We start from the raw sequence: 26,284 nt of genomic DNA, 5'->3' as shown, positions 1-26,284 counted from the left end.
GGCGGGGGCCGTCCCGGGCGAGGCGGCCGCAGGCCGCGGCACGTGCTTCCCGGGTCAGGGCTGCGCGCGCAGCGCGGCGCGTACGCGGGCCGCGTTGGCGGCCGGCTCCGCCGTCGCGTCGACCTCGATGCCCGGCTCGTCGTCCGCCAGGGGTTCGAGGATCGCGAACTGGGACGCCACCAGCGCCGCCGGCATGAAGTGCCCCGCCCGGTGGGCGACGCGCCGGTGCGCCGTGTCCCGGTCCAGGGCGAGGTACACAAACCAGACGCGGGCGTCCGCCGCCCGCAGTTCGTCGCGGTAGGCGCGCTTGAGCGCCGAGCAGGCGAGGACGAGGCCCTCCCCGCCCGCTCCGGCCGCCCGGATCTCCGTGGCGAGGCGCCGCAGCCAGGGCTCGCGGTCGGCGTCGTCCAGTGGGTGCCCGGCGGTCATCTTGGCGATGTTGGCGGCCGGGTGGAGGTCGTCGCCGTCCACGAAGGGCACGGACAGCTCCCGCGCGAGGAGCCGGCCGAAGGTGCTCTTGCCGGCGCCCGAGACGCCGAGGACGACCACGAGCGGGGGCGGCGGCCCGGTCACGTCACCCGCCGTCCCGGCCGGGCGGCGCCTGGCGCAGGTCGGCGTCGGTGAGCGGCTGGAGGGCGCCGCGGGTGTCCAGCCGGTACAGCAGCACCAGCGGCGGCCCCACCAGCACCACGGCGACGAGGGTCACCAGCGCCAGCCAGCGCAGCGACGTGTCGGCCCCCGCGGCCTCCGCCACGGTCAGCGAGGTGGGGATCATGTACGGGCGCTGCGCCAGCCCCCACGCGAAGACGATCAGCGCCACCGCGCCCACCGCCGTGAACCTGGCCCATCTGCCGCCGGAGTGCCACAGCAGCCACGCCGTGGCCAGCGCGGCCACCACCGCGAGCAGGACGAGGGCGAGCCCGGCGCCCCCGGTCAGCCCGGCGTACACGTACGGCGCGTCGTGCCGCGTCACGGAGAGGCCGATCAGCGCCAGCACGGCCAGCGCCGCCAGGCTGCCCCACGCCCGGACCCGGAAGTACCGCACCAGGTCGGGGGCGTCGTAGCGGTGAGCGTCGGCGCAGAGGAAGACCGCGCCCAGGAAGGCCGTCGCCGCGACGGTCAGCAGCCCCGCGATGACGGACGTCGGATTGGCCCACGCGTCCGCGGACGCGGTGATGCCCGGGTCCACCCGGCCCGAGGCCAGCCCGCCCACCGCGGCTCCCAGGAAGAAGGGGGTGAGCAGGGAGGACACGGCGAAGGCGGCGCCGTACACCCGGCGCCCGGCCAGCCGTCTGGTGGGCTTGCGCAGCCCGAATCCGGCGCCGCGCAGGACGAGGCCCACGGCGGCCAGCGCCAACGGCAGCCACATGGCCGAGAAGACGGTCTGGAAGAGAACGGGGAAGCCCGTCCACATGATCACCAGTACGAAGATCAGCCAGACGTTGTTGGTCTCCCACACCGGCGCCATGGCGTGGTCGATCAGCCACCGCGGCCGCCTGCCCCGCGCCGCGCCCCCGGCGAACAGGTCCCAGAACCCGGCTCCGTAGTCCGTGCCGCCCGCGCAGGCGTACGCGGCCACCGCTGCCAGCAGCACCCAGGCGATGAGATCCGCGATCACCGGCGCTCACCGCCGGCGGCGGCGGCCGCCGCGGACCGCGGCCCGTACGGCAGGTCCTCCTCGGGGCCCTCGTCGGCCTCGCGCCAGCGGTCGCGCATCCTCAGCAGCACCACCACGAACGAGGCCATGACCAGCACGTACACCACGACGACGATGCCGAGCATGGTCCACAGGGCGCCCGCGCCGGTGTCCGTGACCGCCTCCGACACCCGCATGTTCATGTAGACGATCCACGGCTGGCGGCCCACCTCCGTGGTGATCCAGCCGCACTCCACCGCCACCAGGCAGGCCGCGCCCGCGAGGGCCGCGCACCGGAAGAACCACGGCGAGCGGGGCACGTCACGGCGGCGCCACCAGCACCAGGCGTACCAGAGCACGAGCAGGAGCAGCAGACTCGCGATGCCGACCATGGTGTCGAACGCCCAGTGGACGATCGTCGCCTGCACCGCGTTGGGTCGGTCGCTCGCCGGCACCGCCGAGAGACCCGTCACCCGGGTGTCCGGGCTGAAGCCGGCGAGGATCGAGTCCAACTGCGGGATCGCGATGCCGCCCGAGACCGACCCGTCGGCGTGCAGGCGGCCGAAGATGTACTCCGGCACGTGGGTGCCGGTCTTCCACACCAGTTCGGTGGCCGCGAACTTCACCGGCTGCTTGTGGAAGACCGAGCGGGCGATGGAGTCCCCGAGGGCGAACTGCACCGGGGTCAGGATCGCCGCGACCGTGAAGGGCAGGACGAAGCCCAGCCGGTGGTAGTGGTCGCGGCGCCCGCGCAGCCACCCCGTGGCGTAGACGCCCGCCACCACGTACGCGGCGGCCAGGAAGGCGGCCGCCACGAAGTGCCAGTACTCGGGGCCGAAGATCGGCGTGAAGATCGCCTGCCGGATGTCCACGTCCACCGGATCACCGGCCGGGTCGAGCGTGAACCCCTGGGGCGTGTTCATCCAGGAGTTCGCGGCGAGGATGCCGAAGGCCCCCAGCAGCGCCGCCGCGGGCAGCGGGACGGCCAGCCAGAAGTGCGTCCACGGCTTGAGCCGGCGCCAGCCGTACAGGTAGATCGCGATGAGGACCGCCTCGAGGAAGAAGGCCCACGCCTCGATGCCGAAGCCGAGACCGAAGACATCACCCCAGCGGCCCATCATGCCCGGCCACAGCAGCCCGAACTCGAAGGACAGGACGGTCCCCGTCACGATGCCGATCGCGAACTGCACGGCCATCACCGCCGACCAGCGCCGCGCCAGCCGCAGCGCGTCGGCGTCGCCCTTGCGCAGCCCGCGGTAGTGCATCAGCAGGGTCAGCGCCGGCAGGGCGACGCCGAACGGTACGAGCAGGATGTGCGTGCCCAGGGTGAAGGCCATCAGTTCACGAGCCGGCAGCAACTGCGCCGGGACGTCCGCGAGGAGGCCGGTCGCGAAGGTCATGGACGGCCTCAGCCGCCCGTGGCGAAGCCGGGGAAGAGCGTCATGCCGCCGTCGACGTAGATCGTCGACCCGACCACGTAGTCCATGTAGTCGGAGGCCAGCAGGGCGACGGCGCCGGCGATGTCCTCGGGATCACCGACCCGGTGGTACGGGATGAGCCGCAGCAGGTCGGCCTCCGCCTCGGGGGTGTCCCACGCGCTGCGGTTGATGGGGGTGCGGATCGCGCCCGGCGCCACGGCGTTCACCCTGATCCGGTGCGGGGCCAGCTCCTGGGCCAGGGTCGCCATCAGCATCAGGACGCCGCCTTTGGAGGAGGCGTAGTTCGCGTGGCCGGACCAGGGGATGATCTGGTGCACCGAGCTCATGCAGATGATCTTTCCGGCGGCCCGGGAGACCTCGGGGACCACCCCGCGCCGCATGAACTCCTTGGTCGCCTCGCGGGCACACAGGAACTGGCCGGTGAGGTTCACGTCCAGCACCTTGTGCCACTGCGCCACCGTCATGTCGGTGAGCGCCGCGTCCCGCTGCAGACCGGCGTTGGCCACCATGACGTCGATCGTCCCGAACTCCTCGACCATGCGGCCGACCATGTCGACGACCTGCTCCTCCTGGGAGACGTCGGCCTCGTGCGCGTAGGCCCGCACGCCGAAGCCCTGGATCTCGCGCACGACCTCGTCGGCGGCCTCCTTGCCCGCCACGTAGTTGACGACGACGTCCGCGCCCACTCGGCCGAGGGCGACCGCGGTGGCCCTGCCGATGCCCGAGTTCGCGCCCGTCACCAGGGCCTTCTGCCCCTTGAGGATCGGGTAGGCGAGGGGCTGTTGTCCGTTGCTGCCGCTGGTTGCCACGGTGTCTCCGATGTCTCGCTGACGGCTGCAGAGCCGGACGGCCCGTGGCTGCCCGCGGGCGGTCCGCAGCCACCACGAAATCGCCCTCCGGGCCGCGCCGCTCGGCGGCGGCCGCCCCGTTGGCCCGTTGGGCGGACGTGCCGGGCCGAACGGAGCAACGAGGGACGGTGCGGGACCCGGCGTGCGGGGGAGTGCGGCCGGTGGTCGAATGGAGGACGAGGGGCGAGGAGAAGGGGAGCGAACCATGGTGGGTCTCCTGCGCGGAGCCGCTCGTACCGCCGTCGTCGCGGGCACGGCCACCGCCGTTTCGAACCGGGTCTCACGACGGCAGCAGGGCCGCTGGGCCCAGCAGGACTACCAGCAGGCGCAGGCCCAGCAGCAGGTCTACGCGGCTCCGCCGCCCGCCGCCGCCCCGCCCCAGGCGGCCCCGGCCGGCGATATGGCGGACAAGCTGGACCAGCTCAAGCAGCTCGGCGAGCTGAAGGAACAGGGAATCCTCACCGAGGAGGAGTTCCAGACGCAGAAACGAGCCATTCTCGGAGGCTGACGGCCCGGGCGGCCGGAGCACGCCGCAGACGCCTGTGCGCGGCACCGCCGGTCTCCCGGCGGTGCCGCGCACAGGCGTCTTCATGGTGTCCGAGGGGGGACTTGAACCCCCACGCCCGATAAAGGGCACTAGCACCTCAAGCTAGCGCGTCTGCCATTCCGCCACCCGGACAAGGTGTCCGCCGCCCGGCTCTCGGCCCGGCGACGTGGAAAACAATAGCAAACATCCGGAGGTCCCCGATCACACGGCTTCCGTGACGGGAGTGTGACGGGCCGCAGGGCCCCTCGCGGGCCCCGGAGGGTGCGCGGGAGGATGGCCGGGACCGACGAACGAAGGAGACAGCGTGAGTGAGTCGAGCTCGGCCGCCCGTACGATCACCGGAGAGGACGAGGTCGCCGACCTCTGCCGGGACCTGATCCGGATCGACACCAGCAACTACGGCGACCACTCCGGACCGGGTGAGCGGGCCGCCGCCGAGTACGTGGCGGAGAAGCTCGCGGAGGTCGGCCTGGAGCCGCAGATCTTCGAGTCGCACAAGGGGCGGGCCTCCACCGTGGCCCGTATCGCCGGCGAGGACCCCTCCCGCCCGGCCCTGCTGATCCACGGCCACACCGACGTCGTGCCCGCGAACGCCGACGACTGGACCCACCATCCCTTCTCCGGCGAGATCGCCGACGGGTGCGTGTGGGGGCGCGGCGCCGTCGACATGAAGGACATGGACGCGATGACCCTGGCGGTCGTTCGCGACATGCTGCGCAGCGGCCGCCGGCCGCCCCGCGACATCGTGCTCGCCTTCCTCGCCGACGAGGAGGCGGGCGGCGTCTACGGGGCACGGCACCTGGTCGACAACCACCCCGGGCTCTTCGAGGGCGTGACCGAGGCCATCGGCGAGGTCGGCGGCTTCTCGTTCACCGTCAGCGAGGACGTCCGCCTGTACCTGATCGAGACCGCCCAGAAGGGCATGCACTGGATGCGGCTCACGGTGGACGGCACCGCCGGGCACGGCTCCATGACCAATACCGACAACGCCATCACGGAGCTGTGCGAGGCGGTCGGCCGGCTCGGCCGCCACCAGTTCCCGGTGCGGGTGACCAAGTCCGTGCGCGGGTTCCTGGACGAACTGGGCGACGTCCTCGGTACCGAGCTCGACCCGGAGGACATGGAGACGACGCTCGCCAAGCTGGGCGGCATCGCCAAGATCATCGGGGCCACGCTGCGCAACACCGCGGCCCCCACGATGCTGGGCGCCGGCTACAAGGTGAACGTCATCCCCGGTCAGGCCACCGCGCACGTCGACGGCCGCTTCCTGCCCGGTTTCGAGGAGGAGTTCCTGGCCGATGTCGACCGCATCCTCGGGCCCCGGGTCAGGCGCGAGGACGTGCACTCCGACAAGGCGCTGGAGACCAGCTTCGACGGTGCCCTCGTCGACGCCATGCAGGCGGCGCTCAAGGCCGAGGACCCGATCGCCCGCGCGGTGCCCTACTGCCTCTCGGGCGGGACCGACGCCAAGTCCTTCGACGACCTGGGAATCCGCTGCTTCGGATTCGCCCCGCTGCAGCTGCCGCCGGAGCTCGACTTCGCCGGAATGTTCCACGGCGTGGACGAGCGGGTGCCGGTCGACGGACTGAAGTTCGGCGTCCGTGTTCTCGACCGGTTCCTCGCGAACTGCTGAAACGACGCTCACATTATCGACATTTCTTGCCGCTTAGCCGAAAAGAGTGAATGAATCCCGGCGGCAGTAGCGCGCCTTCTTCCGAGTCGTTGGTTCGTGTGCGGTCAGAGGTTGGGGCCGTTTTGCCAACAAGGAGGAAAAATGATCAAGAAGGTCGTCGCTGCTGCCGTTGTCACCGGTGGACTCGTGGCTGCGGGTGCCGGCGTGGCCGTCGCCGACTCCGGCGCTCAGGCTGCCGCCGTCGGTTCCCCGGGGGTCCTCTCCGGCAATGTGATCCAGGTGCCCGTCAACATCCCGGTCAACCTGTGCGGCAACACGGTCAACTTCGTGGCGCTGCTCAACCCGGCTCTCGGCAACGCCTGCTTCAACAAGTGACGTCGCGGCGGGCCGCGCTGCTGCTGCAGGCCTGATCCCGGCGGCCCCGGATGCGCCATCTCCGCGTTCCGGGGCCGCAACGGCTAGGGGTGGGACACCGGATTTCCGGCCCGGGGGGTCATTCATTCCCCCGGCGGGCGATTGTCCGCCGGTTTCCGTATCGGAAAAGCAAGAGGCAGGGACATTCAATGCGACAAGTCGCGAAAAAGGGGCTGCTCACGGCAGTCGCGACAGGCGGCGTGCTCGCCGTCACCGGCGGTATGGCCTACGCGGACTCCCACGCGTCAGGGGTCGCCGCCGGTTCTCCGGGCGTTCTGTCCGGCAACGTCATCCAGGCGCCGGTGAACATTCCGATCAACGCCTGCGGCAACACCGTCAACATCGTCGGGATCCTCAACCCGGCTCTCGGCAACACCTGCGTCAACGGCTCCGTCGGGTACGCCAAGGGCCACGGCTACGGCCACGCCAAGGGCCACGGCTACGGCCACGACAAGGGCGAGGGCTACGGCAAGGGCTACGGCAAGGAGGAAAGCGGCGGCTACCGCGACAAGGACGGCGGTTACGGCAAGGGCGGTGGCAACGGCTACGGCGGTGGCAACGGCTACCGCGGTGGCGACAAGGGTCACGGCTACGGCGGTGGCAAGGGCCACGGCTACGGTGACGACGACTACGGTTACGGTCACGGCGGCGCCTCGGCGCACGGGGCCGCGATCGGTTCCCCGGGCGTCCTGTCCGGGAACGTCATCCAGGCGCCGATCAACATGCCGATCAACGCCTGCGGCAACTCCGTGAACTTCGGCGGCCTGGGCAACGGCACCTTCGGGAACGCCTGCGTCAATGGCGGTGGCCACGGTTACCGCCACGAGGGCAAGGGCCACCACCACAAGCCCGAGCACCACGGCAACCGCCACAAGCCGTCCAAGGGCGAGAACGAGAACGAGCACGGCGGCGGCGGCGGTGGCGGGGGCGGCAACAAGCCCCAGTCCATGGGCCAACAGGGCGGTCCGTCCCTGGCCCGCACCGGTGCCGGTGACGTCGCCACGGGTCTGCTGACCAGCGCCGGTCTGCTGCTCGGCGGCGCGGTGCTGTTCCGCCGCGCCCGCGCGGTCAGGAACTGAGCGTCCCGGCCGGACCTTCTCGAGCGGGGCCCCGCGGTGTGCGGGGCCCCGTTCCGCTTGTGCCGGATCTCACCACGTGGCGCGTATCTGCCGGATGATCCGGCGGCGCAGCCGCACCCTGCGGCTGCCGTCCGGGTAGAGGCGGAGCCGGTCGAGCTCCCAGTGACCGTACTCGGCGTGGTCGGTCAGCAGGCGATGAGCCTCCTTGCGGGAGACTCCCCGTGGCACGTACACATCTCTGAATTCGTATTCAGGCATCGCATCTATTGTGCGGGGAGCGCCTCGGTACGGATAGCGTCTTCTGCATGTCTGATGCCGCGCAGCCCACCGTTGCCGAGGTACGAGCCGCCGTCGAGGCGGTGAAAGCCGCGTTGGACCGTCACCTGGACGCGATCGAGAACCGCACCGGGGACGACGATCCGGCGGTCTACCGGGCCTTCGAAGCCCTCGCCTCGGCCGCCGAGGCCTACGACGAGCTGCTCTACGACACCTACGACGAGGTCACCCCCTTCGAGGTGCCGCTCGGGGACACCCTGCCCGAGTACGCCGGACCCGAGGAGCCGGACGCGATCAGCGTCCTCATCCGGCGGGACTACACCGTGGCCGACCCGCAGCGGTTGCGCCACCAGGCGGAACGGGTCTCCGACTCCGCCGCGGCCGACGACGCCGACATCGGCGCGGTGATCGGCGCCCTTTTCGGGGAGTACGAGCCCGACGAGATCGCCGAGCGCCACAAGGAGTTCGGCCTGGAGGAGGGCGACTCCACGGTCTGGGTCACCGCGGCCGCGCCCGCCGAGCCGGGCGAGTGGCTCTCCGCGCCCTTCGACCAGGCCGACCCGCGCCACCTGCTCTGCCGCTTCGACGTCAGCGCGGTGTACGACGACGAGGCCGACGTCGACGAGCTGGACCGCCTGGCCTGAGCCGGGCGCGGGCCCGGGGAAACCCCCGGGCCCGCGCGGCCGCTCACTCCGCGGCGGCGGCCGCCTGCTCGCGCAGGATGTCGCGCAGGCGTGTGGTGCGCTCACGGGCGGGCACCTCGGCGACGGCGCGGGGGAGCGCCTGGTCGACGCCGTGCACCACGGACAGATGGCGTTCCCCGCGGCTGAAGGCGGTGTAGACCCAGGCCCGGGTCAGGGCCTGGGCGGCGTCGCCCGGCAGCACGACCACTGCGGCCGGCCAGCGGCGGCCGGCGGCCTGGTGCGCCGTGACCGCCCAGCCGTGCCGGACCTGGGCGGCGACCGCGTCGGGGGCCACCACGACCGGCGTGCCCGCGCAGTCGAGTCGCAGCCCCTCCGCGTCGGCGGAGACGACGGTGCCCGGCACCGCGGCCCCGGGGACCGGTGCGTGGACGACCCGGTCACCCGGGTCGAAGCCGCCGAAGCGGCCCGGGCCCGGGTTGAGGCGCTCCTTGAGCGCGGCGTTGAGCGCCCGGGTGCCGGCGGCGCCGCCGTGGCCCGGGGTGATCACCTGGGTCTGCTCCGGGGGCACGCCGATCGCCCGGGGCACGGAGTCCGCCACCAGCTGGACCGTGCGGTGGACGGCCTCACCGGCGTCCCGCACCGGGACGATCACGACCTCCTTCCCCGGGGCGTCGACCTCGGCCAGCTCGCCGAAGCCGATGCCGGACAGCAGCTCGCCGATCGGCCCGTCGTCGGGGGTGCGCGAGGCGACCTGCGGACACACCTTCGCAGCCAGAAGGTCGGCGAAGACCCGGCCCGGGCCGGGGGACCACAGCACCGCCGGGTCGCCGGAGAGCACGAGCCGCGCCCCGTCGGGCACGGACTCGACCAGGGTCGCGGCCGTCTCCACGTCGAGCTGCGGCGCGTCCAGCACCGCCAGCAGATCCAGCGCCAGCGCCCCGTCCTCGTCCCGGCCGGGGCCCTCGTGACCCGCGAGCAGTCCGGCGAGCGTGGCCGTCGCCTCCTCGTCCACGGCCCCGGCCAGCCGCCGCCGGCCGTCCTCGGTGGCCGCGACGGCCCAGGCCCGCAGCCCCAGCGAGCGGGCGGCCGCCACCAGCGCGGCCGGCTCCGCCCGGGCGGCCTCCGCACCGGTGTGGGCGACCAGCCCGCTCCCGGCGACCGCCCGGATCAGCGCCGCGGCGGACGGGGAGGGGGCGGCGCCGGCCGAGCCCTCCCAGTCCTGCGACTCGTCCGCGTCGAAAGTGTTGAGGAGCCTGCTCAGGCCGTCCGCGAGGCTCTCCTCGGCGAGCGCGTACCGGTCGAGGCCGAGCAGCAGCCGCACCGGCGCCTCCTCGTCCTCCTCGTCCGCCGCCGGGCGGGCACCGGCGCTCTCGTCCGGGACGTGGAAGACCAGCACCAGGCCGTCCGCGACGGCGGCCTTCAGGGCCTCCTCGGCGCCGGTGACGCCGTGCCGGCCGAGCGCCGTGCCCAGGGCGGTCCATTCGAGCGCGGTGTGGCCCAGCTCGGCCGCCCGCTCCAGCAGCCAGACGACCAGCGCGCGCACCCGCCGCTCGTCGTCGGGGCCGCCCTCGCCGCCGAGCAGCGTCTTGGCGAAGCCGTCGGCCTGGTCCACCCGCACCCCGGCGAGCGCCAGCACCTGCCACGGGTCCTCGCGCAGCGCCTCGCCGGCCCGCTCGCCCAGCGCCGCCACGGCGGCCTCGGCCAGGCTCTCCGGCGCTCCGCCCGCCGCGAGCACCGTCCGCGCGGCGGCCAGGGCGTCCCCGCTGAGCTGCGCGGGCAGAACGGGCCGGGCCATCGGGGCGGCGGCGGGCGCGGGGGAAGCGGGGGCGGTGGGCCGTGCCGCCGGCGGTCGTGCCGGGCCGCCGGCCGTCCTGGCGGGCGCGGCCGGGCGCTCGCCGCGCTCGATCGCCCGTACCGCCGCGGCCAGATCCGTGAGTTCGGCGGGCAGCTGTGAACCGACGCCCTCGGTCGACGGCCGCGGCCGCCGGGAAGCCGCGCTCTCCTCGCCGGCCGCCCCCTCCGGCTCGGCGCGGTCCTCGCGGTCGCGGTCGTCGCGGTCCTCGGTCACGGTGACCTCCGTTGTACGGCGGACTACGTTCGGGGCCCGATCACAGCGTGCTCCAGTCGTGGTCCGGATAGCGGTGCACCGGCGCCGACACGTCGTCCAGCGCCTGGCAGATCTCATCCGGAAGACTAAGGGTCTCCACTGACAACGCCGCCGCGAGCTGCTGGGCGTTGCGCGCGCCGACGATCGGCGCGGTGACGCCCGGGCGGTCCCGCACCCAGGCCAGCGCCACCTGGAGCGGGCTGGCGGCCAGCCCGTCGGCCGCTATGGCCAGCGCGTCCACGATCAGCCGGGCCGTCTCGTCGAGGTAGGGGGCGACGAAGGGCGCCATGTCCTCGGAGCCGCCGCGGGAGTCCTGCGGGGTCCCGTGCCGGTACTTGCCCGTCAGCACCCCGCGTCCCAGCGGCGAGGAGGGCAGCAGTCCGACCCCCAGGTCCAGCGCGGCGGGCAGCACCTCGCGCTCGATGCCGCGCTGCAGCAGCGAGTACTCCATCTGCGTGCTGGCCAGCGGCGTGCGCGTCGGGACGGCCCGCTGCCAGGTGGCCGCCTTGGCGAGCTGCCAGCCGCAGAAGTTGGAGACGCCGACGTAGCGGGCGCGGCCGGAGCTCACGGCGAGGTCGAGGGCCTGCAGCGTCTCGTCCAGCGGGGTGGCCGCGTCGTACGCGTGCACCTGCCACAGGTCCACGTAGTCCGTGCCGAGGCGCTGCAGGGAGGCGTCGAGGGCGGCCAGCAGGTGGCCGCGGGAGGTGTCGAAGCGGCGGTAGGGATCGGGCACGCTGCCGGCCTTCGTGGCGATCACCAGGTCCGAGCGCGGCACCAGGTCCTCCACCAGCCGGCCGAGCAGGTATTCGGCGCCGCCGTCCCCGTAGACGTCGGCGGTGTCCACCAGGGTGCCCCCGGCCTCCCAGAAGGCCTTGAGCTGGTCGGCGGCGTCGAGCTCGCCGGTGTCGCGCCCCCACGTCAGTGTGCCGAGTCCGAGCCGGGACACACGCAGTCCTGTGCGGCCGAGGTGCCTTTGCTCCATGAGGGGTGAGATTACTGGTCGACATGGGGCTTTGGGCAGGAGTGACGTACCCGACAGGCGCCCGGGCGCCGCCGGGACGATATGGTCCGGGGAACAACGACGTTACTCATCGGTAAGGGGATCGCCATGCGGCTCGGGATCAACCTCGGCTACTGGGGCGCCGGGATGGACGCGGACAACCTCGCCGTCGCCCAGGAGGCGGACCGCCTCGGCTACTCCGTGTGCTGGGCGGCCGAGGCCTACGGCTCGGACGCGCCCACAGTGCTGTCCTGGGTCGCCGCGCAGACCGAGCGCATCGACGTCGGCTCGGCCATCTTCCAGATCCCGGCCCGTACGCCCGCGATGACCGCGATGACGGCGGCCACCCTCGACTCCCTGTCGGGCGGCCGCTTCCGGCTGGGCCTGGGCGTCTCCGGCCCGCAGGTCTCCGAGGGCTGGTACGGCGTCAAGTTCGACAAGCCGCTGGCCCGTACGCGCGAGTACGTCGAGATCGTCCGCAAGGCGATGTCCCGGGAGCGGCTGACCCACGAGGGCGAGCACTGGACGCTGCCGCTGCCCGGCGGCCCCGGCAAGGCGCTGAAGCTGACCGTGCACCCGGTGCGCGAGCGCATCCCGCTGTACATCGCCGCCATCGGCCCGAAGAACCTGGAGCAGACCGGCGAGCTGGCCGACGGCGCACTGCTGATCTTCCCCTCCGCCGGCCACCTGGAGGACACCGCGATCCGCCACATCCGGGCGGGCCGCGAGAAGGCAGGCAAGACCATGGAGGGCTTCGACGTCTGCCCGACCGTGCCGCTCGCCCTCGGCGAGGACGTGGACGCGCTGGCCGACATCTTCCGCCCCTACACCGCGCTGTACGTCGGCGGCATGGGCAGCCGCAAGCAGAACTTCTACAACCAGCTCGCGCAGCGCATGGGGTACGAGAAGGAGGCCGCCGAGATCCAGGACAAGTACCTGTCCGGCGACAAGGACGGCGCCGCCGCAGCGATCCCGCGCGAACTCATCGACTCCACCACCCTGCTGGGTTCCGTGGCGCGGATCGCCGACCGGATGCAGGCCTACGCCGCGGCGGGTGTGACCACGCTGACCCTGGCCCCGGCCGGGTTCACCCTGGACGAGCGCGTCGCGGCGCTGCGCGCGGGCGTCGAGGCGCTGGAGCGCGCCGGACTCGCCGAGTAGCGGGGCCGCCGGGCGGCTGGTCCCGGCTCAGCCCGGGACCAGCCGCCCCATCAGCCGCCCGAAGGCGATCAGCCGCGCTATCTGGCCGGCCCCGCCGTCGTCGAGGGACTTGCTGAACCGGAAGGCCTCCGGCCGGAAGCGGGCCGCGGCGACCGCGCCGTCCGCGTCGCCGCGCACCGCGCTCAGTTCGTGCGGCATCGCGGTCGCCAGCACCACGTACACCCCGCGGTCGATCCGACGGCCCTGCTCGTCGCGGCCCACAAGGGTGCGCATGCCGACGTGGCCGATCGACTCCAGGGGCAGCACCTGCACGGAGGAGTCCAGCACCCGGCCGCCCGGCGCGTCCTCGTCGGCGACCTCCTCGCTGTGCCACAGGATGAGCCGCCGGCCGTCGCAGACCGCGGCCTCCTGCCACACCGAGGTGCCGGCCTCGGTCAGGTCGACGACGCGCTCCAGGGTGAAGCCGCGGACCCGCCGCCGGCCCAGGACGCCGTCGATCGCCTCGAGAGCAACGTCGGCGTGGAGGAAGTAGGCGCGTGCCGCGTCGTCAAGGCGCGCGTAAGGGGCCCAGTCCGAGCCCGCCGGGCCCCCGGGGCGTGCCGTCGTACGGCTGCGCGTCGCCTTGCTGAACATGTCTCGGTCGTGACCCCTCCGAGGGGCTATGAAATCACGGGCACTTCGGCCGGCGGCAGGGCCCCTCGGTTTCCGCGGCCGTGGTGGGGGCTCGGGGGTCTTCCCCGCCACGGCCGTCACCAAACACAACGCCCGGAAGCGCCAAGGGTTACGTGCCGGGTGCGGGGCGGCCCTCATCCGTTCGGCCGAGTTGACGCGCGGGCCTGTTGCCTCCCGCTTTGCGGGCGACTTGACTTTTCTTTTGCGTATGCCCGATTCGCGCAGGAGGTACGGCATGCTCTCCGCCCGGAGTCTGTTCCAGGAGATCCTCGACAACGACGACTCCTTCCGGCTGTTCTGCTCGATCGCCGCCAGCGGCGAGTCGCAGGGCGGCTGGGAGAACGGCAGGATCGCCGCCCTGGTCCCCGAGTCACAGCGTGAACTGGCCCCCAAGATCGCCCGGCACGGCGCCGACGAGGACAAGCACGGCCGGATCTTCAACGCCCTGATGCACAAGCGCGGCCTCGAACCCGTCCCGGTGCCGCCCGAGACCGACTACACCATGCTGCTCGAACGCGGCGGCATCGGCCTCGCCCACGACAAGCTGCGCCGCGATGGGCCCCTGACCGTCCAGGACATCGTCACCTACCTCGCCCACAGCCGTGTCACCGAACAGCGCGCCTCCGAGCAGATGGCCCTGCTCACCAGGTACTTCGCGGACCACCCGGACATCGGCCGGGCTGTCCGCATGATCTCGGGCGACGAGGACAACCACCTCGCCTACTGCCACGAGGAACTGCTGCGCTTCGCCTACGCCGGCCACGGCCGCGCCATTCAGCGGATCCTGCGCGACTGCGCCCACGCCGAGATCCGCATCTACCGCGATGTCAGTCTCGCCGTCATGGACCACATGGGCCGGATCCTCGGCTGGTCGAAGGCGAAGGCCGCGGTGCTGCGGGCCGGGATCCACGCGGCGTACGCGTACGAGCGCCTGGGCGGCTGGCGGCGGATGGTCAGGCTCTCCATGCCGCAGCGCCGCGACGCCCTCGGGGGCGGCCCCGAGCCCGAGCCCGCGCCCGAACCGGCGGTCTGAGCCGTCCCGCCCGCCCCGCCCCCGCGCGGGGTCCGGCACGGCTCAGAGCCAGCCGTGCCGCTTGAACGTCCGGTAGAGGAGGAACTCGGACACGGCGATGACCGCCAGGACCGCGGGATACCCCCACACCTGGTGGAGTTCCGGCATGTACTGGAAGTTCATCCCGTAGATGCCCGCGATCATGGTGGGTACCGCCGCCATGGCGGCCCAGGCCGAGATCTTGCGCATGTCGTCGTTCTGCCGCACCCCGACCTGGGTCAGATGGGAGCTCAGGACGTCGCTGAGCAGCCGGTCGAGGCTGTCCACCTGCTCGTTGGCCCGGGTCAGATGGTCGGCCACGTCGCGGAAGAAGGGCTGGGTGCTGGGCGCCACGTGGGGCAACGTGCCCGCCGACAGCCGGATCATCGGCTGCATCAGCGGCGCGGCCGCCCGCCGGAACTCCAGCAGCTGGCGCTTGAACCCGTAGATCCGGCCGGCGGTGCTCTCCGCACCGCGACGCGCCACCGACCTGCGGGTCTCCGGAGCGAAGACCTCCGTCTCCAGGTCCTCCAGATCGGCCTGGAGATCGGCCGCGACCACCATGTAGTCGTCCACCACGGCGTCGCTGATCGCGTACATCACCGCGGTGGGCCCGTGCTTGAGGACCTCGTGCTCCGCCTCCAGGCGGTGCCGGATCTCGCCCGGGGCGATGGCCTCGCCATGGCGCACGGTGACGACGAAGCTGTCCCCGACGAAGATCATCAGCTCGCCCGCCGAGACCGCGTCCCGTTCGTCGTCGTACGAGACGGGCTTGAGCACCAGGAACAGCGAGCCCTCGTACACCTCCAGCTTGGGCCGCTGGTGCGCGCAGAGCGCGTCCTCCACGGCCAGCGGGTGCAGCCCGAATTCCCGGCTGACGAGATCGAACTCCTTCTCCGTCGGCTCGTACAGGCCGATCCACACGAACGACCCCTCCGCCGATCGCGCCTGCTCCAGCGCGTCGGAGAGGTCCTCGGGGGCCGCGGTGCGCTCCCCGTCGCGGTAAATGGCGCAGTCGACGATCACACATCTCTTCTTCCGCGAGACGCCGACGCCACACCGGGCATTCGCCCGTCGTATGGTGGCGGTCATGCCCACCGTGATCCTGGTCCGGCACGGCCGGTCCACCGCCAACGCGGAGAAAGTGCTGGCCGGACGGCTCCCCGGAGTCGCCCTCGACGAGACCGGACGCGACCAGGCCGCTGCGCTCGCCGCCCGGCTGGCCGGACTCCCGCCGGCGGCCGTCGTCACCAGCCCGCTGCAGCGGTGCCGGGAGACCGTGCAGCCGCTCCTGGACGCGCTGCCCGACGTGCCGCTCCACATCGAGGAGCGGATCTCGGAGTGCGCCTACGGCGACTGGAGCGGCCGCAAGATCGCCGAGCTCGCCGACGAGCCCCTGTGGGGCGTGGTGCAGCGCTATCCCTCGGCCGCCGTCTTCCCCGGCGAGGCGGGCGAGTCGGTACGCGCCATGCAGGCCCGCGCGGTCGACGCGGTGCGCGAGTGGAACGCGCGCATCGAGGAGACCCACGGACCCGACGCGCTCTACGTGATGTGCTCCCACGGCGACATCATCAAGTCCATCGCCGCCGACGCCCTCGGCATGCACCTCGACCTCTTCCAGCGCATCGCCGTCGACCCGTGCTCGGTCACCGCGATCCGCTACACCCCGGAGCGCCCCTTCCTCCTGAGGCTGGGCGACACCGGCAGCCTGGACGGGCTGCGCCCGCGGGAGCGGCCCACCGCCGCCCCGGGCGACGCGGAGGTCGGGGGTGGTGCGGGCGCACCGTGATCAGCTTCCGCAGTAGGGTGGACCGAACCGCGAAGACACCGAGCAAACGGAGCAGGACGTGCCTCGTCAGGTGTTCCTCTACGACAAGCCCGAACGCTTCGTCGCCGGCACCGTAGGCCAACCGGGCCAACGCACCTTCTTCCTGCAGGCGAGCGCCGCCGGCCGGACCACCAGCGTCGCCCTGGAGAAGACCCAGGTCGAGGCGCTCGCCGAGCGCATCGACGAGCTGCTGGACGAGGTCGTGCGCCGCACCGGCGGCGCCGCGCCCGTGCCCGCCGTGGCGCCCAGCGAGCTGCTCGACAACGGGCCGCTGGAGGTCCCCGTCGAGGAGGAGTTCCGGGTCGGCACCATGGCCCTGGCCTGGGACGGCGCCGAGGAACGCATGATCCTGGAGGCCCAGGCGCTGGTGGAGATCGAGGCCGAGGACGAGGAGGACCTCGAAGCGGCCGAGGAGATGCTCCTGCAGGACGAGGAGAACGGCCCGCCCCTGCTGCGGGTGCGCCTCACCGGCGCCCAGGCCCGCTCCTTCGCCAAGCGCGCCCTCGACGTCGTCTCGGCCGGCCGGCCGCCCTGCCCGCTGTGCAGCCTGCCCCTGGATCCGGAAGGACACGTATGCCCGCGTCAGAACGGGTACCGGCGGTCGGCGACGGCCTGAGCGGGGACATAGGCCCCGAGTTGCTCGCGCGCGGTGAACTGACCGTGCGCGGGCGGTTGCGCGACGCCTCCAACGCGGTGCTCTACTGCGCGATCGAGTTCGAGGGCGCGCGCGCCCACTGCGTGTACAAGCCGGTCGCCGGCGAGCGGCCGCTGTGGGACTTCCCCGACGGGACGCTCGCCCAGCGCGAGGTCGCCGCGTACCTGGTCTCCGAGGCCACCGGCTGGGGCCTGGTGCCGCCCACCGTGCTGCGGGACGGGCCCTACGGCGAGGGCATGGTCCAGCTGTGGATCGAATCCCCGGAGGATGGCGGCGAGGGGCTGCTCGCCCTCGTGGAGGGCGACGAACCGGGCGACGGCTGGAAGGCCGTGGGCTTCGCCGAGGTGGGGGAGGGCCGTACGGCGCTGCTGGTGCACGCCGACGACACGCGGCTGCGGCAGCTGGCCGTCCTGGACGCCGTGATCAACAACGCCGACCGCAAGGGCGGCCACCTGCTTCCGGCCGCGGACGGGCACCTGTACGCCATCGACCACGGCGTGACCTTCAACACGGAGAACAAGCTGCGGACGCTGCTGTGGGGCTGGGCCGGGGAGCCCCTCACGGACGAGGCCGTGGAGGTCCTCGGCAAGCTCTCCGCGGAACTGGCCGACGGGGGCCTCGGCGCGCGGCTGGCCGAGCTGATCACGGCCGGCGAACTCGACGCCCTGCGGGCCCGGGTCGCCGCGCTGCTGCGCACCGGGCGCCATCCGGAGCCCTCGGGAGAGTGGCCCGCCATCCCCTGGCCGCCGATCTGAGCGGACGGTCCGGCGGCCCCGGGAGGACCCACCGGTCGTTTGTGGATCACGCGGGCGGTTAATCTCATGACATGTATGCCTGGCCCGCTTCCGACGTCCCTGCCCTCCCGGGCAGCGGGCGCGACCTCCGCCTTCACGACACCGCGACCGGTGGCCCGGTAACCCTGAGCCCCGGTCCGGTCGCCCGCATCTACGTGTGCGGGATCACCCCCTACGACGCCACCCACATGGGTCACGCGGCCACCTACAACGCGTTCGACCTCGTCCAGCGCGTGTGGCTCGACACGAAGCGCCAGGTCCAGTACGTCCAGAACGTCACCGACGTCGACGACCCGCTGCTGGAGCGGGCCGACAAGACCGGCGAGGACTGGACCGCCCTCGCCGAGCGCGAGACCACGCTCTTCCGCGAGGACATGACCGCCCTGCGGATGCTGCCGCCCGCCCACTACATCGGCGCCGTCGAGGCCATCCCCGGGATCGTCCCGCTGGTCGAGCGGCTGCGCGAGGCCGGTGCGGCGTACGAACTGGACGGCGACATCTACTTCCACGTCGACTCGGACCCGCACTTCGGCAGCGTCTCCGGTCTCGACGCGGCCGCCATGCGGATCCTGTCCGCCGAGCGCGGCGGCGACCCGGACCGCCCGGGCAAGAAGAACCCGGTCGACCCGATCCTGTGGCTGGCCGCTCGCGAGGGCGAGCCCAGCTGGGACGGCGGCAGCCTCGGCCGCGGACGCCCCGGCTGGCACATCGAGTGCGTCGCCATCGCCCTGGACCACCTCGGCATGGGCTTCGACGTACAGGGCGGCGGCTCGGACCTGGCCTTCCCGCACCACGAGATGGGCGCCTCGCACGCCCAGGTGCTCACCGGGGAGTTCCCCATGGCGAAGGCCTATGTGCACGCCGGCATGGTCGCGCTCCACGGCGAGAAGATGTCGAAGTCCAAGGGCAACCTCGTCTTCGTCTCCCAGTTGCGCCGCGACGGGGTCGACCCGGCGGCGATACGGCTCAGCCTGCTCGCCCACCACTACCGCGAGGACTGGGAGTGGACCGACGCCGTGCTGGCCGACGCGGTGGAGCGGCTGGCCCGCTGGCGCGCGGCCGTCTCACGGCCCGACGGCCCGCCGGCCGAGGCGCTGCTGGAGGAGATCCGCGAGGCGCTCGCCGACGACCTGGACGCTCCCGCGGCGCTCGCCGCCGTGGACCGCTGGGCCGCCCGGCAGGCCGCCGAGGGCGGCACGGACACCGGCGCCCCCGGCCTGGTGTCCCGCGCGGTGGACGCCCTGCTCGGCGTCGCGCTCTGACCTACCGGGAGGTCCCCCGGACCGGGAAAGGCCCGGCCGCCGCCCCATGAGCGGGGCGGCGGCCGGGCCTTTCCTCTTGACGTGCCGCGCGGGTCACTCCCCGTCGGCGCCGTCCTCCTTCTCGTCCCGGTCCTCCTTGGGCTTCTGCGACATGTCCCGCAGATACGGCCCCGCGTCGGACTCGCCCGCCTGCGGGTCGCGGCGCCGCAGATAGCGCTCGAACTCGCGGGCGATGGCCTCGCCCGAGGCCTCCGGCAGCTCCGCCGTGTCGCGGGCCTCCTCCAGGGTCTGGACGTACTCCGCGACCTCGCTGTCCTCGGCCGCGAGCTGGTCCACGCCGACCTGCCAGGCGCGCGCGTCCTCCGGCAGCTCGCCCAGCGGGATCCGCAGGTCCAGCAGGTCCTCCAGGCGGTTCAGCAGGGCCAGCGTCGCCTTCGGGTTCGGCGGCTGCGACACGTAGTGCGGCACGGCCGCCCACAGGCTCACCGCCGGGATGCCGGCGTGCGTGCAGGCCTCCTGGAGGATGCCGACGATGCCGGTGGGGCCCTCGTAGCGGGACTCCTCCAGACTGAGCGCGGTCGCCAGGTCCGGGTCGGAGGTGACGGCCGTGACCGGCACGGGACGGGTGTGCGGGGTGTCGCCCAGCAGGGCGCCCATCACCACCACCATCTCGATGCCCAGCTCATGGGCGAAGCCCAGGATCTCGTTGCAGAACGAGCGCCAGCGCATGCTGGGCTCGATGCCCCGCACCAGGACGAGGTCGCGCGGTTTGGGGGTCTCGATGCGGATGACGGACAACCGCGTGGTGGGCCAGGTGATCCGCCGCACGCCGCCGTCCATCCACACCGTGGGGCGGTTGACCTGGAAGTCGTAGTAGTCCTCGGCGTCCAGCGCGGCGAACACCTCGCCCTTGAACTCCCGGTCCAGATGCCCGACCGCGGCGGAGGCGGCGTCCCCGGCGTCGTTCCAGCCCTCGAACGCGGCCACCATGACCGGGTCGATCAGCTCGGGAACCCCCTCGAGCTCGATCACCCAGCGCCTCCTTCCGGCCGGAAGGGGGATGGTGCCACCCCCGCCGGCTGCCGTTCCTTCGCGTGCTGCACCAGCCTACGGCTTCACGAGGCAGGTGCCGCCGCCTTCGTAGGGGGATGATCCCCAGAGTCATCGGACGTACGCGTCCGGTCAGCCACCGCTCCACGCGGAGCGGTACGCGGCCCAGTCGCCGGGCGTCGCGTGGAAGTCGACGTACAGGGCGAGGCCGAAGCGCTCACGGGCGGGCGCGTGCCGGGCGAGGCCGAGCCGGGCGCCGCGCGCGGCGGCGGCGACCGTCTCCGCCCACGCGTGCCGGCCCAGGTTGTCGGTGTGGTAGCCGGGCAGGCCGATGAGCAGATCGGTGCCCGGCGGCGTCACCTCCAGGGCGAGCGCGGTCTGCTGGGCCACGTAGCCGCCGTAGAGGCTCTCCAGCGGCATGGAGGTGTCGTACGTCATCATCGCGACCTGGTCCACGCGGCGGGCCACCTCCGCGAAGTACCGCTGCGACCACCACTTGGGGTGGTTGAACAGGGCGCCGCTCACCGAGTGCAGGGAGGGCAGCGGGTCGATCTGATGGGTGGCGACCGACAGCGGCACGCCGTGCGCGGAGGTCAGCCGGTGGACGGAGTCCAGCAGGGTGAGGAAACCCCGGTCGCCGGAGTACATCGGCTCCAGGTCCAGGTGGACGCCGTCGAACCCGGCCGCGAGGACCTGACCGGCGCTGTCCCGTATCCGGGCGAGCGTCGCCGGGTCGTCCAGGTGGAGCCCCCGGGAGCCGTTGTGCGAGAGCACCTGGCCCAGCCACGCCTGGACGCGCACCCCCGGGAGGGCCGCGTGGATCCGGCGGATCATCTCCGCCGCCCCCGGGTAGAGCGCCGTGTCGAGGCCGCCGTCGAACTCCAGGGGCCCGGTGTGCACATACAGGTCCCGGGTGCCGCTGCCGCGCAACTCCCGGGCCAGCGCCGCCAGGTCGGCGTCGTCCCGGCGGCCGTCGACCCAGGCGTGGCCGAGCCAGACGGCGTTGCGGTCCCGGTCGGCGCCGGCGCCGGACGGGTCGCCGGCGTACTCCACACGCAGCGCGGCCCCGGCGGCGAGCACCGGGAGCAGGACGGCCAGGGCCACGAGCAGCGCCCCGCGGCGTAGCGCACGGGGCGAGGGGCGGCGCAGGCGCAGCCGAAGGCGTGAATTCATCCGATCCCTCTTTTCGATCACTCTGACGCAGGACCGGACGCACCGCGCCCCGGGCCCGGTTCGCCCGTCAGCGGGATCTCAGCGGATCTCGACGCGATCTCGACCGGATCTCATCGCGGCGCCACCGGGGATCTCACAGCGTGGACCGCAGCCACTGCTCCACGCTCGCGATGTGCACCGTCGCCCAGGACCGCGCCGCCTCGGCGTCCCGGTCCCGCAGCGCGGCCAGGATCGCGCGGTGCTCGTGCAGGGTGCGGCTCACCGCGTCCTCCTGGGTCAGCCCGCGCCAGATGCGGGCCCGCGTGGTCGGCCCGGAAAGGCCGTCCAGCAGCGAGCAGAGCACCGAGTTGCCCGACGCCTGGACGATGCCGCGGTGGAACTCCAGGTCGCACGCGACCAGTTCCTCCACCGACGGCTGCGTCCCCAGCGCCTCCAACTGCTCCGTCAGCGCGTCCAGCCGGGACTCGGGGATGCGCGTGGCCGCCATCGCCGTCGCCGCCGGCTCCAGGATCCGGCGCACGGCCAGGAACTCCAGGACGGTGTCGTCGCGGTGGAAGTCCACCACGAAGCTCAGTGCCTCCAGCAGCAACTGCGGGTCCAGGCTGGTGACGTAGGTGCCGTCGCCCTGGCGTACGTCGAGGATCCTGATCAGCGACAGCGCGCGCACCGCCTCGCGCAGGGAGTTGCGCGACAGGCCCAGTTCCGCGGCGAGTTCGCTCTCCTTGGGGAGGCGGTCGCCGGGGCGCAGGGCGCCCGAGACGATCATCCCCTTGATCTTCTCGATCGCCTCGTCGGTGACAGCCATGAGCCCCTCGCCTCCCCGGACATCCGATGTATCGGGCCATTATGCCCGTAACCCCGGGCGATCAGGAGCCCTGTCCCCGCGGCGCGGGGAGGACGGGAGCGGGGCGCGCCTGCCGCGACGCCCGTCGCCTTGATGTCCGCTGTGCGGACGCCGGTCCGGAAAATGGTGTCCGGGGTGTCGGGCGCAGGGTGCCCGTCTCAGCGGCGTCTCGCCTGGGAGCAGCGCGTTTCCTGGTCCGGGCGGCCACCGCCCGGTACGCGGTGGTCGGCGCCTTCCTCTTCCACCGCCGGGCGGTCGCCGCCGGGGTCGTCGGAGTCGCCTTCGGAGCGGGCGTCTCTTCGGGTTCCTCGTCGGCAACAAGATCGCGGGGGCGTGGGGCGACCGGCGCGGGCCTGTGGCAGCTGACGGTCCTGCCCGTGCTGGGCCTCGCCGGGCTCGCCCTGGTCGACACCTCCGCGATGGTGGTGCCGCGCCGCGCGTCCGCCGGCTGAGGACCCCCGGCCCCCCAAACGTCACAGGCCGTTTCCCCTCGCGGAGAAACGGCCTCTGACCTGCAAAATCACCGTCGGGACGACAGGATTTGAACCTGCGACCCCTTGACCCCCAGTCAAGTGCGCTACCAAGCTGCGCCACGTCCCGGTGACTGCCTCCCGGAGCGGCGCCCCGGAAGATCACGTAAGAGGAGGATACCCGAACCTCGCTGATCAGCCGAATCGCTCGATACGGATCCGGTCGAGCGGCTGTCCGCCGTCCGCCAGGAGACGGGACGCGTGCTCGGCGAAGCCGTTGCCGCCGCACACGTACGCCTCCCAGCCGCCGGGCGGCGGATCGGCGAGGTGCGGGGCCAGATGGGCGGCCGTGAGGCGGCCCTCGGCGCGGGTGAGCAGCACGGTCGTCTCCGCCCCGTACTCGGCGGCGTAGATCAGGTCCTCACGGGTGCGCGCCGAGACGATCAGCCGGAGCGGGACGTCCAGGCCGCGCAGCCGGCGGTGGCGCACCATCGACATCAGCGGGACGACACCCGAGCCGGCGCCCAGCAGCAGCGCGGGACGGCCGCCGGTCCAGGCGAAGAAACCGCTGTGCGGGCCGCGCACCTCCACGGTGTCGCCCGGCCGGGCGACGGTGTGGAGGTGCCCGGAGACCTCGCCGCCGGCCACGTGGTCGAGGGTCAGCTCGATGTGGCCGGAATCGTCCGGGGCGGAGGCGATGGAGTAGTTGCGCTGCGCCGTGTAACCGTCCGGGGCGGTGAGGCGCAGTGTCAGGTACTGGCCGGGCAGATGGCCCGCCCACCCGGGCACCGCGAGCCGGAAGGTGGACGCGCGCGGCGTCTCACGGCGGATGTCCGTGATCACCGCGCGGCGCCAGACCGAGGACGCGGCCTCGGGGACGGCGATCCGGCCGGGGACGGCGAACCGGGCCGGCGGGACGAAGGCCGGGGGCGGCGCGGGAGCGACGAGATCAGTCATGGGCGTAGCGCTGCTCCTGCCAGGGATTGCCGCGGTGGTGGTAGCCGTTCTGCTCCCAGAAGCCCGCCTCGTCGTGGTCGAGCAGACGCAGGCCCGCGATCCACTTGGTGCTCTTCCAGAAGTACAGGTGCGGCACGATCAGCCGGGCCGGCCCGCCGTGCTCGGGGGCGAGCGGCGCGCCGTCGTACTCCCAGGCGATCCAGGCCCGGCCGCCCGTGACGTCCCCGAGCGGCAGGTTGGCGGCGTAGCCGGTGTGCGCGTAGGCGACGACGTGGGTGGCCGCGGGGGAGGGGCGTACGGCATCGAGGAAGGCGTCGACCGGCACCCCGCCGAAGCGCACCCCGAACTTGGACCAGCCGGTGACGCAGTGGATGTCGCCCCGGTACTCGGAGCCCGGCAGCGTGTGCGCCTCGTCCCAGTCCCAGGTGCGCGGGCGTTCGACCAGCCCGTCCACCCGGAACGTCCAGTCCTCGGCCGCCAGCCGGGGCGTGACCTCGGCGGAGAGGACCGGCCAGGTGTCGCGGGCGTCGTACTGGCCGGGCGGCAGGCGTGGGTCGCGGTCGGCGGCGCGGCTGCGGCCGGTGAAGCCGCGGGTGGGTTCGACGGCCGAGGTCACGCCGGGTGCTCCAGCTCGAGTGCCTCCAGCTCACGCAACGCGGCCGGCTCGTCGAGGGTGAGCAGCACGCGGTCGCGCATCAGGACCCGGCCGTCGACGACGGTGTCCCGTACGTCCGCCGCCGCGGCCGCGTACGCCAGCATCGACCAGGGGTCGTGGCGCGGCGTGAGGTGCGGCCCTCCGAGGTCGAGGACGGCCAGGTCGGCGCGCTTGCCCGGCTCCAGGGAGCCGAGGTGGTCGTCGAGGCCCAGCGCGCGGGCGGCCTCGATCGTCGCCATCCGCACCGCCTGTTCCGCGCCGACGGCGGTCGGGTCGCCGGCGGCCTTGTGCACGAGCGCGGCGGCCCGCACCGCGCCCAGCACGTCGAGGGTGTTGGAGCTCACCACTCCGTCCGTGCCGAGGCCCACGGTGACCCCGGCGGCCAGCAGCTCGGGCACCCGGGCGATGCCGCAGCCCAGCTTCAGGTTGGAGACCGGGCAGTGCGCGACGGCCGTGCCGGTCCTGGCCAGGGCGGCGATCTCGTCGTCGGTCAGGTCCACGGCGTGCGCGAGCAGCACGTCGGGCCCGAGGACACCGAGGGACTCCAGCAGCTCGACCGGCCGCTTGCCGTGCGCCCCGGCCACCATCGCGACCTCGGCCGCGTTCTCCGCCGCGTGGATGTGCAGCAGCGCGCCGTGCTCGCGGGCGAGCGCGGTGATCGCGACGAGCTGCTCGGGGCCGAGGGTGTAGGCGCTGTGCGCGAAGACCACCGGGCGGGTGCCCGGCGCCCGGCGGGCCCGCGCGGCCAGGTCGGCCGCCGCCCAGGCCATGCGATCCCCGTACGGCCGGCCGTCCGGCGGCCCGGGCACGTCCATGAAGGTCGGACCGGCCAGCAGCCGCCAGCCCGCCGCGCGGGCGGCCTCCTCGGCCGCCTCGTGGAACCAGTACATGTCCAGGCCCGTGGTGACCCCGGCCCGTACGCTCTCCGCCACGGCCACCCGCACCCCCGCGGCCACCGCCCGCGGCGACAGCAGCTCGGCCTCGCGGGGGATCACCCGGGCCAGGAACTCCTGCAGGTCGACGTCGTCGGCACAGCCCCGCAGCAGGGTCATCGCCAGGTGGGTGTGGGCGTTGATCAGCCCCGGGAGCACCAGGCAGCCCGAGGCGTCGATCTCCTCGGCGGCCCGGTACGCGGCGCGCACCGCGGCGGCGGGGCCGACGGCGAGGATCTCCCCGTCCCGGACGGCGACCGCGCCGCCGGGCACGACGGTGCCCGCCGCGTCGACGGTCAGCACATCGCCGCCGTGCACCAGCAGATCGGCGTCCTGAGCGCTCACTTCTCGTCGCTTCCGTACTCGGTGGCCAGCAGATGCAGAGCGTCCAACGTTACCCGGCTGCCGCGGGCGACCCCCTCGGCGACCACCACCCGGTGCGGGTCGTAGCCGCCGGTGGCCTCCACGTCGACCAGGTCGTCGGCGTTGGCGCCGTCGACGACGAGGGCGCCGCCGGCCACCAGGCCACGCGTCGAGGCCAGCACCAGCAGCGCCGACAGCTCCATCTCGATCGCGGCGATCCCGGCCGCCGTGTAGGCCGCGCCCGGCAGCGGCAGGAAGCCCGGCTGGAAGGCCGCCCGCGTCCACACCACGCCCCGGTGGTGCGGGGCGCCGGCCGCGCGGGCCGCGCGCTGCAGCGCCAGCACCGCCTCCGGCGTCGCGAACGCCGGGTACTCCGGCGGCAGCAACTGCTGTGTCACCCCGTCGTCCCGCACCGCGGCCTCGGCGATCACCAGGTCGCCGTCGCCTATCCCGGCGCGGATGGCGCCCGCCGTGCCGAGCCGCAGGATCGTCCGGACCCCCGCCTCCGCCAGCTCCTGGAACAGGCACATCGCGCCCGGCCCGCCGACCCCGTGCGAGGACACCACGACGGGGGTCCCCTTCCAGGCACCGGTGAAGGTGCGGTACTCGCGGTGGTGGGACACCTCACGCGGGTCCGTGAGCAGGGCCGCGACCTCCGCCGCGCGGGCCGGGTCGCCGACGACGACGGCGTGCGCCGGCAGACCGGTGCGCGGGATACGGGAGATGGGCAGCTGATCCGTGGTCATCGGGCCTCCGGGGCAAGGCAGGACTGTGCGGATCAGACTAGGGCCCGT

28 protein-coding genes and 2 tRNA genes are annotated in these 26,284 nt (G+C 73.2%); 12 read left to right on the top strand and 18 right to left on the bottom strand.

Annotation, left to right across the window (positions count from 1 at the left end):
- Nucleotides 1-54: 54 nt before the first annotated feature.
- From ACWDAS_RS01500 to ACWDAS_RS01485, 4 genes are read right to left on the bottom strand one after another with little or no spacing between them, the layout of a single operon-like run.
- Entirely contained in the window at nt 55-573 is a 519-nt protein-coding gene (locus ACWDAS_RS01500) for a gluconokinase (protein WP_450386341.1), read from the bottom strand.
- 1 nt (nt 574) lies between these two features.
- Nucleotides 575-1,618: a cytochrome d ubiquinol oxidase subunit II gene (locus ACWDAS_RS01495; RefSeq protein ID WP_450386339.1), complete on the bottom strand. Its 1,044-nt coding sequence runs from the start codon at nt 1,616-1,618 to the stop codon at nt 575-577.
- Nucleotides 1,615-3,036 (bottom strand): cytochrome ubiquinol oxidase subunit I, encoded by a 1,422-nt coding sequence (locus tag ACWDAS_RS01490; RefSeq protein ID WP_450386337.1) that lies wholly within the window; start codon nt 3,034-3,036, stop codon nt 1,615-1,617. Before ACWDAS_RS01490 ends, ACWDAS_RS01495 begins: the two co-directional genes overlap by 4 nt.
- A gap of 8 nt (nt 3,037-3,044) precedes the next feature.
- Nucleotides 3,045-3,884: an SDR family oxidoreductase gene (locus ACWDAS_RS01485; RefSeq protein ID WP_450386336.1), complete on the bottom strand. Its 840-nt coding sequence runs from the start codon at nt 3,882-3,884 to the stop codon at nt 3,045-3,047.
- Between the two features lie 244 nt (nt 3,885-4,128).
- On the opposite strand from ACWDAS_RS01485, the gene ACWDAS_RS01480 reads away from it, so the two are divergent.
- Nucleotides 4,129-4,431, top strand: coding sequence for an SHOCT domain-containing protein (locus ACWDAS_RS01480; protein WP_450386335.1), 303 nt, complete (start codon nt 4,129-4,131; stop codon nt 4,429-4,431).
- Nucleotides 4,432-4,514: 83 nt separating this feature from the next.
- On the opposite strand, the gene ACWDAS_RS01475 is transcribed toward ACWDAS_RS01480, so the two are convergent.
- Nucleotides 4,515-4,602, bottom strand: a tRNA-Leu gene (locus tag ACWDAS_RS01475).
- A 172-nt stretch (nt 4,603-4,774) separates the two neighbouring features.
- Here ACWDAS_RS01475 and ACWDAS_RS01470 point away from each other — a divergent pair.
- From ACWDAS_RS01470 to ACWDAS_RS01460, 3 genes are all read left to right on the top strand, one after another.
- The gene (locus ACWDAS_RS01470; protein WP_450386333.1) at nt 4,775-6,103 is read left to right on the top strand and encodes a M20/M25/M40 family metallo-hydrolase; all 1,329 of its coding nucleotides are present in this window, start codon (nt 4,775-4,777) and stop codon (nt 6,101-6,103) included.
- Between the two features lie 141 nt (nt 6,104-6,244).
- Nucleotides 6,245-6,478, top strand: coding sequence for a chaplin (locus tag ACWDAS_RS01465; protein WP_450386331.1), 234 nt, complete (start codon nt 6,245-6,247; stop codon nt 6,476-6,478).
- A gap of 188 nt (nt 6,479-6,666) precedes the next feature.
- Entirely contained in the window at nt 6,667-7,596 is a 930-nt protein-coding gene (locus tag ACWDAS_RS01460; protein ID WP_450386329.1) for a chaplin, read from the top strand.
- A gap of 69 nt (nt 7,597-7,665) precedes the next feature.
- Here ACWDAS_RS01460 and ACWDAS_RS01455 read toward each other — a convergent pair whose 3' ends face one another.
- Entirely contained in the window at nt 7,666-7,854 is a 189-nt protein-coding gene (locus ACWDAS_RS01455; RefSeq protein ID WP_319133625.1) for a DUF5703 family protein, read from the bottom strand.
- A gap of 47 nt (nt 7,855-7,901) precedes the next feature.
- Here ACWDAS_RS01455 and ACWDAS_RS01450 point away from each other — a divergent pair, with 47 nt between their 5' ends.
- On the top strand, nt 7,902-8,516 hold the full coding sequence (locus ACWDAS_RS01450) for a hypothetical protein (RefSeq protein ID WP_450386328.1): 615 nt from the start codon (nt 7,902-7,904) through the stop codon (nt 8,514-8,516).
- A 43-nt stretch (nt 8,517-8,559) separates the two neighbouring features.
- Here the strand turns inward: ACWDAS_RS01450 and ACWDAS_RS01445 are convergent, their stop codons facing one another.
- Both ACWDAS_RS01445 and ACWDAS_RS01440 read right to left on the bottom strand, forming a co-directional pair.
- Nucleotides 8,560-10,584 carry a helix-hairpin-helix domain-containing protein gene (locus ACWDAS_RS01445; protein WP_450386326.1) on the bottom strand — a complete coding sequence of 675 codons (2,025 nt, stop codon included), beginning with the start codon at nt 10,582-10,584 and terminating at the stop codon, nt 8,560-8,562.
- A 40-nt stretch (nt 10,585-10,624) separates the two neighbouring features.
- Nucleotides 10,625-11,605 carry an aldo/keto reductase gene (locus ACWDAS_RS01440; protein ID WP_450386324.1) on the bottom strand — a complete coding sequence of 327 codons (981 nt, stop codon included), beginning with the start codon at nt 11,603-11,605 and terminating at the stop codon, nt 10,625-10,627.
- Nucleotides 11,606-11,731: 126 nt separating this feature from the next.
- Between ACWDAS_RS01440 and ACWDAS_RS01435 the strand changes: the two genes are divergently transcribed.
- Complete coding sequence (locus ACWDAS_RS01435; protein ID WP_450386322.1) at nt 11,732-12,784, top strand: LLM class F420-dependent oxidoreductase; 1,053 nt, start codon at nt 11,732-11,734, stop codon at nt 12,782-12,784.
- A gap of 27 nt (nt 12,785-12,811) precedes the next feature.
- Here the strand turns inward: ACWDAS_RS01435 and ACWDAS_RS01430 are convergent, their stop codons facing one another.
- Nucleotides 12,812-13,417 (bottom strand): hypothetical protein, encoded by a 606-nt coding sequence (locus tag ACWDAS_RS01430; protein WP_450386321.1) that lies wholly within the window; start codon nt 13,415-13,417, stop codon nt 12,812-12,814.
- A gap of 274 nt (nt 13,418-13,691) precedes the next feature.
- Between ACWDAS_RS01430 and ACWDAS_RS01425 the strand changes: the two genes are divergently transcribed.
- Entirely contained in the window at nt 13,692-14,489 is a 798-nt protein-coding gene (locus ACWDAS_RS01425; protein WP_450386319.1) for a ferritin-like domain-containing protein, read from the top strand.
- A 42-nt stretch (nt 14,490-14,531) separates the two neighbouring features.
- Here ACWDAS_RS01425 and corA read toward each other — a convergent pair whose 3' ends face one another.
- Entirely contained in the window at nt 14,532-15,533 is a 1,002-nt protein-coding gene (gene corA, locus ACWDAS_RS01420; RefSeq protein ID WP_450386317.1) for a magnesium/cobalt transporter CorA, read from the bottom strand.
- Nucleotides 15,534-15,597: 64 nt separating this feature from the next.
- On the opposite strand from corA, the gene ACWDAS_RS01415 reads away from it, so the two are divergent.
- The 4 genes from ACWDAS_RS01415 (at nt 15,598) to mshC (ending at nt 19,046) form a co-directional block, all read left to right on the top strand.
- Entirely contained in the window at nt 15,598-16,296 is a 699-nt protein-coding gene (locus ACWDAS_RS01415; protein WP_450386316.1) for a histidine phosphatase family protein, read from the top strand.
- Between the two features lie 58 nt (nt 16,297-16,354).
- Complete coding sequence (locus ACWDAS_RS01410) at nt 16,355-16,951, top strand: DUF3090 domain-containing protein (protein WP_450386315.1); 597 nt, start codon at nt 16,355-16,357, stop codon at nt 16,949-16,951.
- Nucleotides 16,909-17,745, top strand: a complete 837-nt coding sequence (locus tag ACWDAS_RS01405) for an SCO1664 family protein (RefSeq protein WP_450386313.1) — start codon at nt 16,909-16,911, stop codon at nt 17,743-17,745. The genes ACWDAS_RS01410 and ACWDAS_RS01405 overlap by 43 nt, the downstream gene beginning before the upstream one ends.
- A 71-nt stretch (nt 17,746-17,816) precedes the next feature.
- Nucleotides 17,817-19,046, top strand: coding sequence for a cysteine--1-D-myo-inosityl 2-amino-2-deoxy-alpha-D-glucopyranoside ligase (gene mshC, locus ACWDAS_RS01400; RefSeq protein WP_450386312.1), 1,230 nt, complete (start codon nt 17,817-17,819; stop codon nt 19,044-19,046).
- 93 nt (nt 19,047-19,139) lie between these two features.
- On the opposite strand, the gene ACWDAS_RS01395 is transcribed toward mshC, so the two are convergent.
- The 3 genes from ACWDAS_RS01395 to ACWDAS_RS01385 all read right to left on the bottom strand — a co-directional run bounded on the left by ACWDAS_RS01395 (nt 19,140) and on the right by ACWDAS_RS01385 (nt 22,074).
- Nucleotides 19,140-20,078 carry a PAC2 family protein gene (locus ACWDAS_RS01395; RefSeq protein ID WP_450386310.1) on the bottom strand — a complete coding sequence of 313 codons (939 nt, stop codon included), beginning with the start codon at nt 20,076-20,078 and terminating at the stop codon, nt 19,140-19,142.
- Between the two features lie 150 nt (nt 20,079-20,228).
- Nucleotides 20,229-21,269: a hypothetical protein gene (locus ACWDAS_RS01390; protein WP_450386308.1), complete on the bottom strand. Its 1,041-nt coding sequence runs from the start codon at nt 21,267-21,269 to the stop codon at nt 20,229-20,231.
- A gap of 133 nt (nt 21,270-21,402) precedes the next feature.
- Nucleotides 21,403-22,074: a FadR/GntR family transcriptional regulator gene (locus ACWDAS_RS01385; protein WP_450386306.1), complete on the bottom strand. Its 672-nt coding sequence runs from the start codon at nt 22,072-22,074 to the stop codon at nt 21,403-21,405.
- 188 nt (nt 22,075-22,262) lie between these two features.
- On the opposite strand from ACWDAS_RS01385, the gene ACWDAS_RS01380 reads away from it, so the two are divergent.
- Entirely contained in the window at nt 22,263-22,565 is a 303-nt protein-coding gene (locus tag ACWDAS_RS01380) for a hypothetical protein (protein WP_450386304.1), read from the top strand.
- 74 nt (nt 22,566-22,639) lie between these two features.
- Here ACWDAS_RS01380 and ACWDAS_RS01375 read toward each other — a convergent pair.
- From ACWDAS_RS01375 to ACWDAS_RS01355, 5 genes are all read right to left on the bottom strand, one after another.
- Nucleotides 22,640-22,713: transfer RNA gene (locus tag ACWDAS_RS01375), tRNA-Pro, on the bottom strand.
- A gap of 65 nt (nt 22,714-22,778) precedes the next feature.
- Nucleotides 22,779-23,540, bottom strand: a complete 762-nt coding sequence (locus ACWDAS_RS01370; RefSeq protein WP_450386302.1) for a ferredoxin reductase — start codon at nt 23,538-23,540, stop codon at nt 22,779-22,781.
- On the bottom strand, nt 23,533-24,156 hold the full coding sequence (locus tag ACWDAS_RS01365; RefSeq protein WP_450386300.1) for a sulfite oxidase-like oxidoreductase: 624 nt from the start codon (nt 24,154-24,156) through the stop codon (nt 23,533-23,535). The genes ACWDAS_RS01370 and ACWDAS_RS01365 overlap by 8 nt, the downstream gene beginning before the upstream one ends.
- Nucleotides 24,153-25,472 (bottom strand): amidohydrolase, encoded by a 1,320-nt coding sequence (locus tag ACWDAS_RS01360; protein ID WP_450386298.1) that lies wholly within the window; start codon nt 25,470-25,472, stop codon nt 24,153-24,155. Before ACWDAS_RS01360 ends, ACWDAS_RS01365 begins: the two co-directional genes overlap by 4 nt.
- Nucleotides 25,469-26,236, bottom strand: a complete 768-nt coding sequence (locus ACWDAS_RS01355; protein ID WP_450386296.1) for a phosphorylase family protein — start codon at nt 26,234-26,236, stop codon at nt 25,469-25,471. Before ACWDAS_RS01355 ends, ACWDAS_RS01360 begins: the two co-directional genes overlap by 4 nt.
- Nucleotides 26,237-26,284 lie beyond the last annotated feature (48 nt).

The sequence above is a fragment of the Streptomyces sp. NPDC001070 genome, from assembly GCF_053598835.1.
Note: the sequence above shows the minus strand (reverse complement) of the source record. Positions and strands in the feature narration are given on the sequence as shown.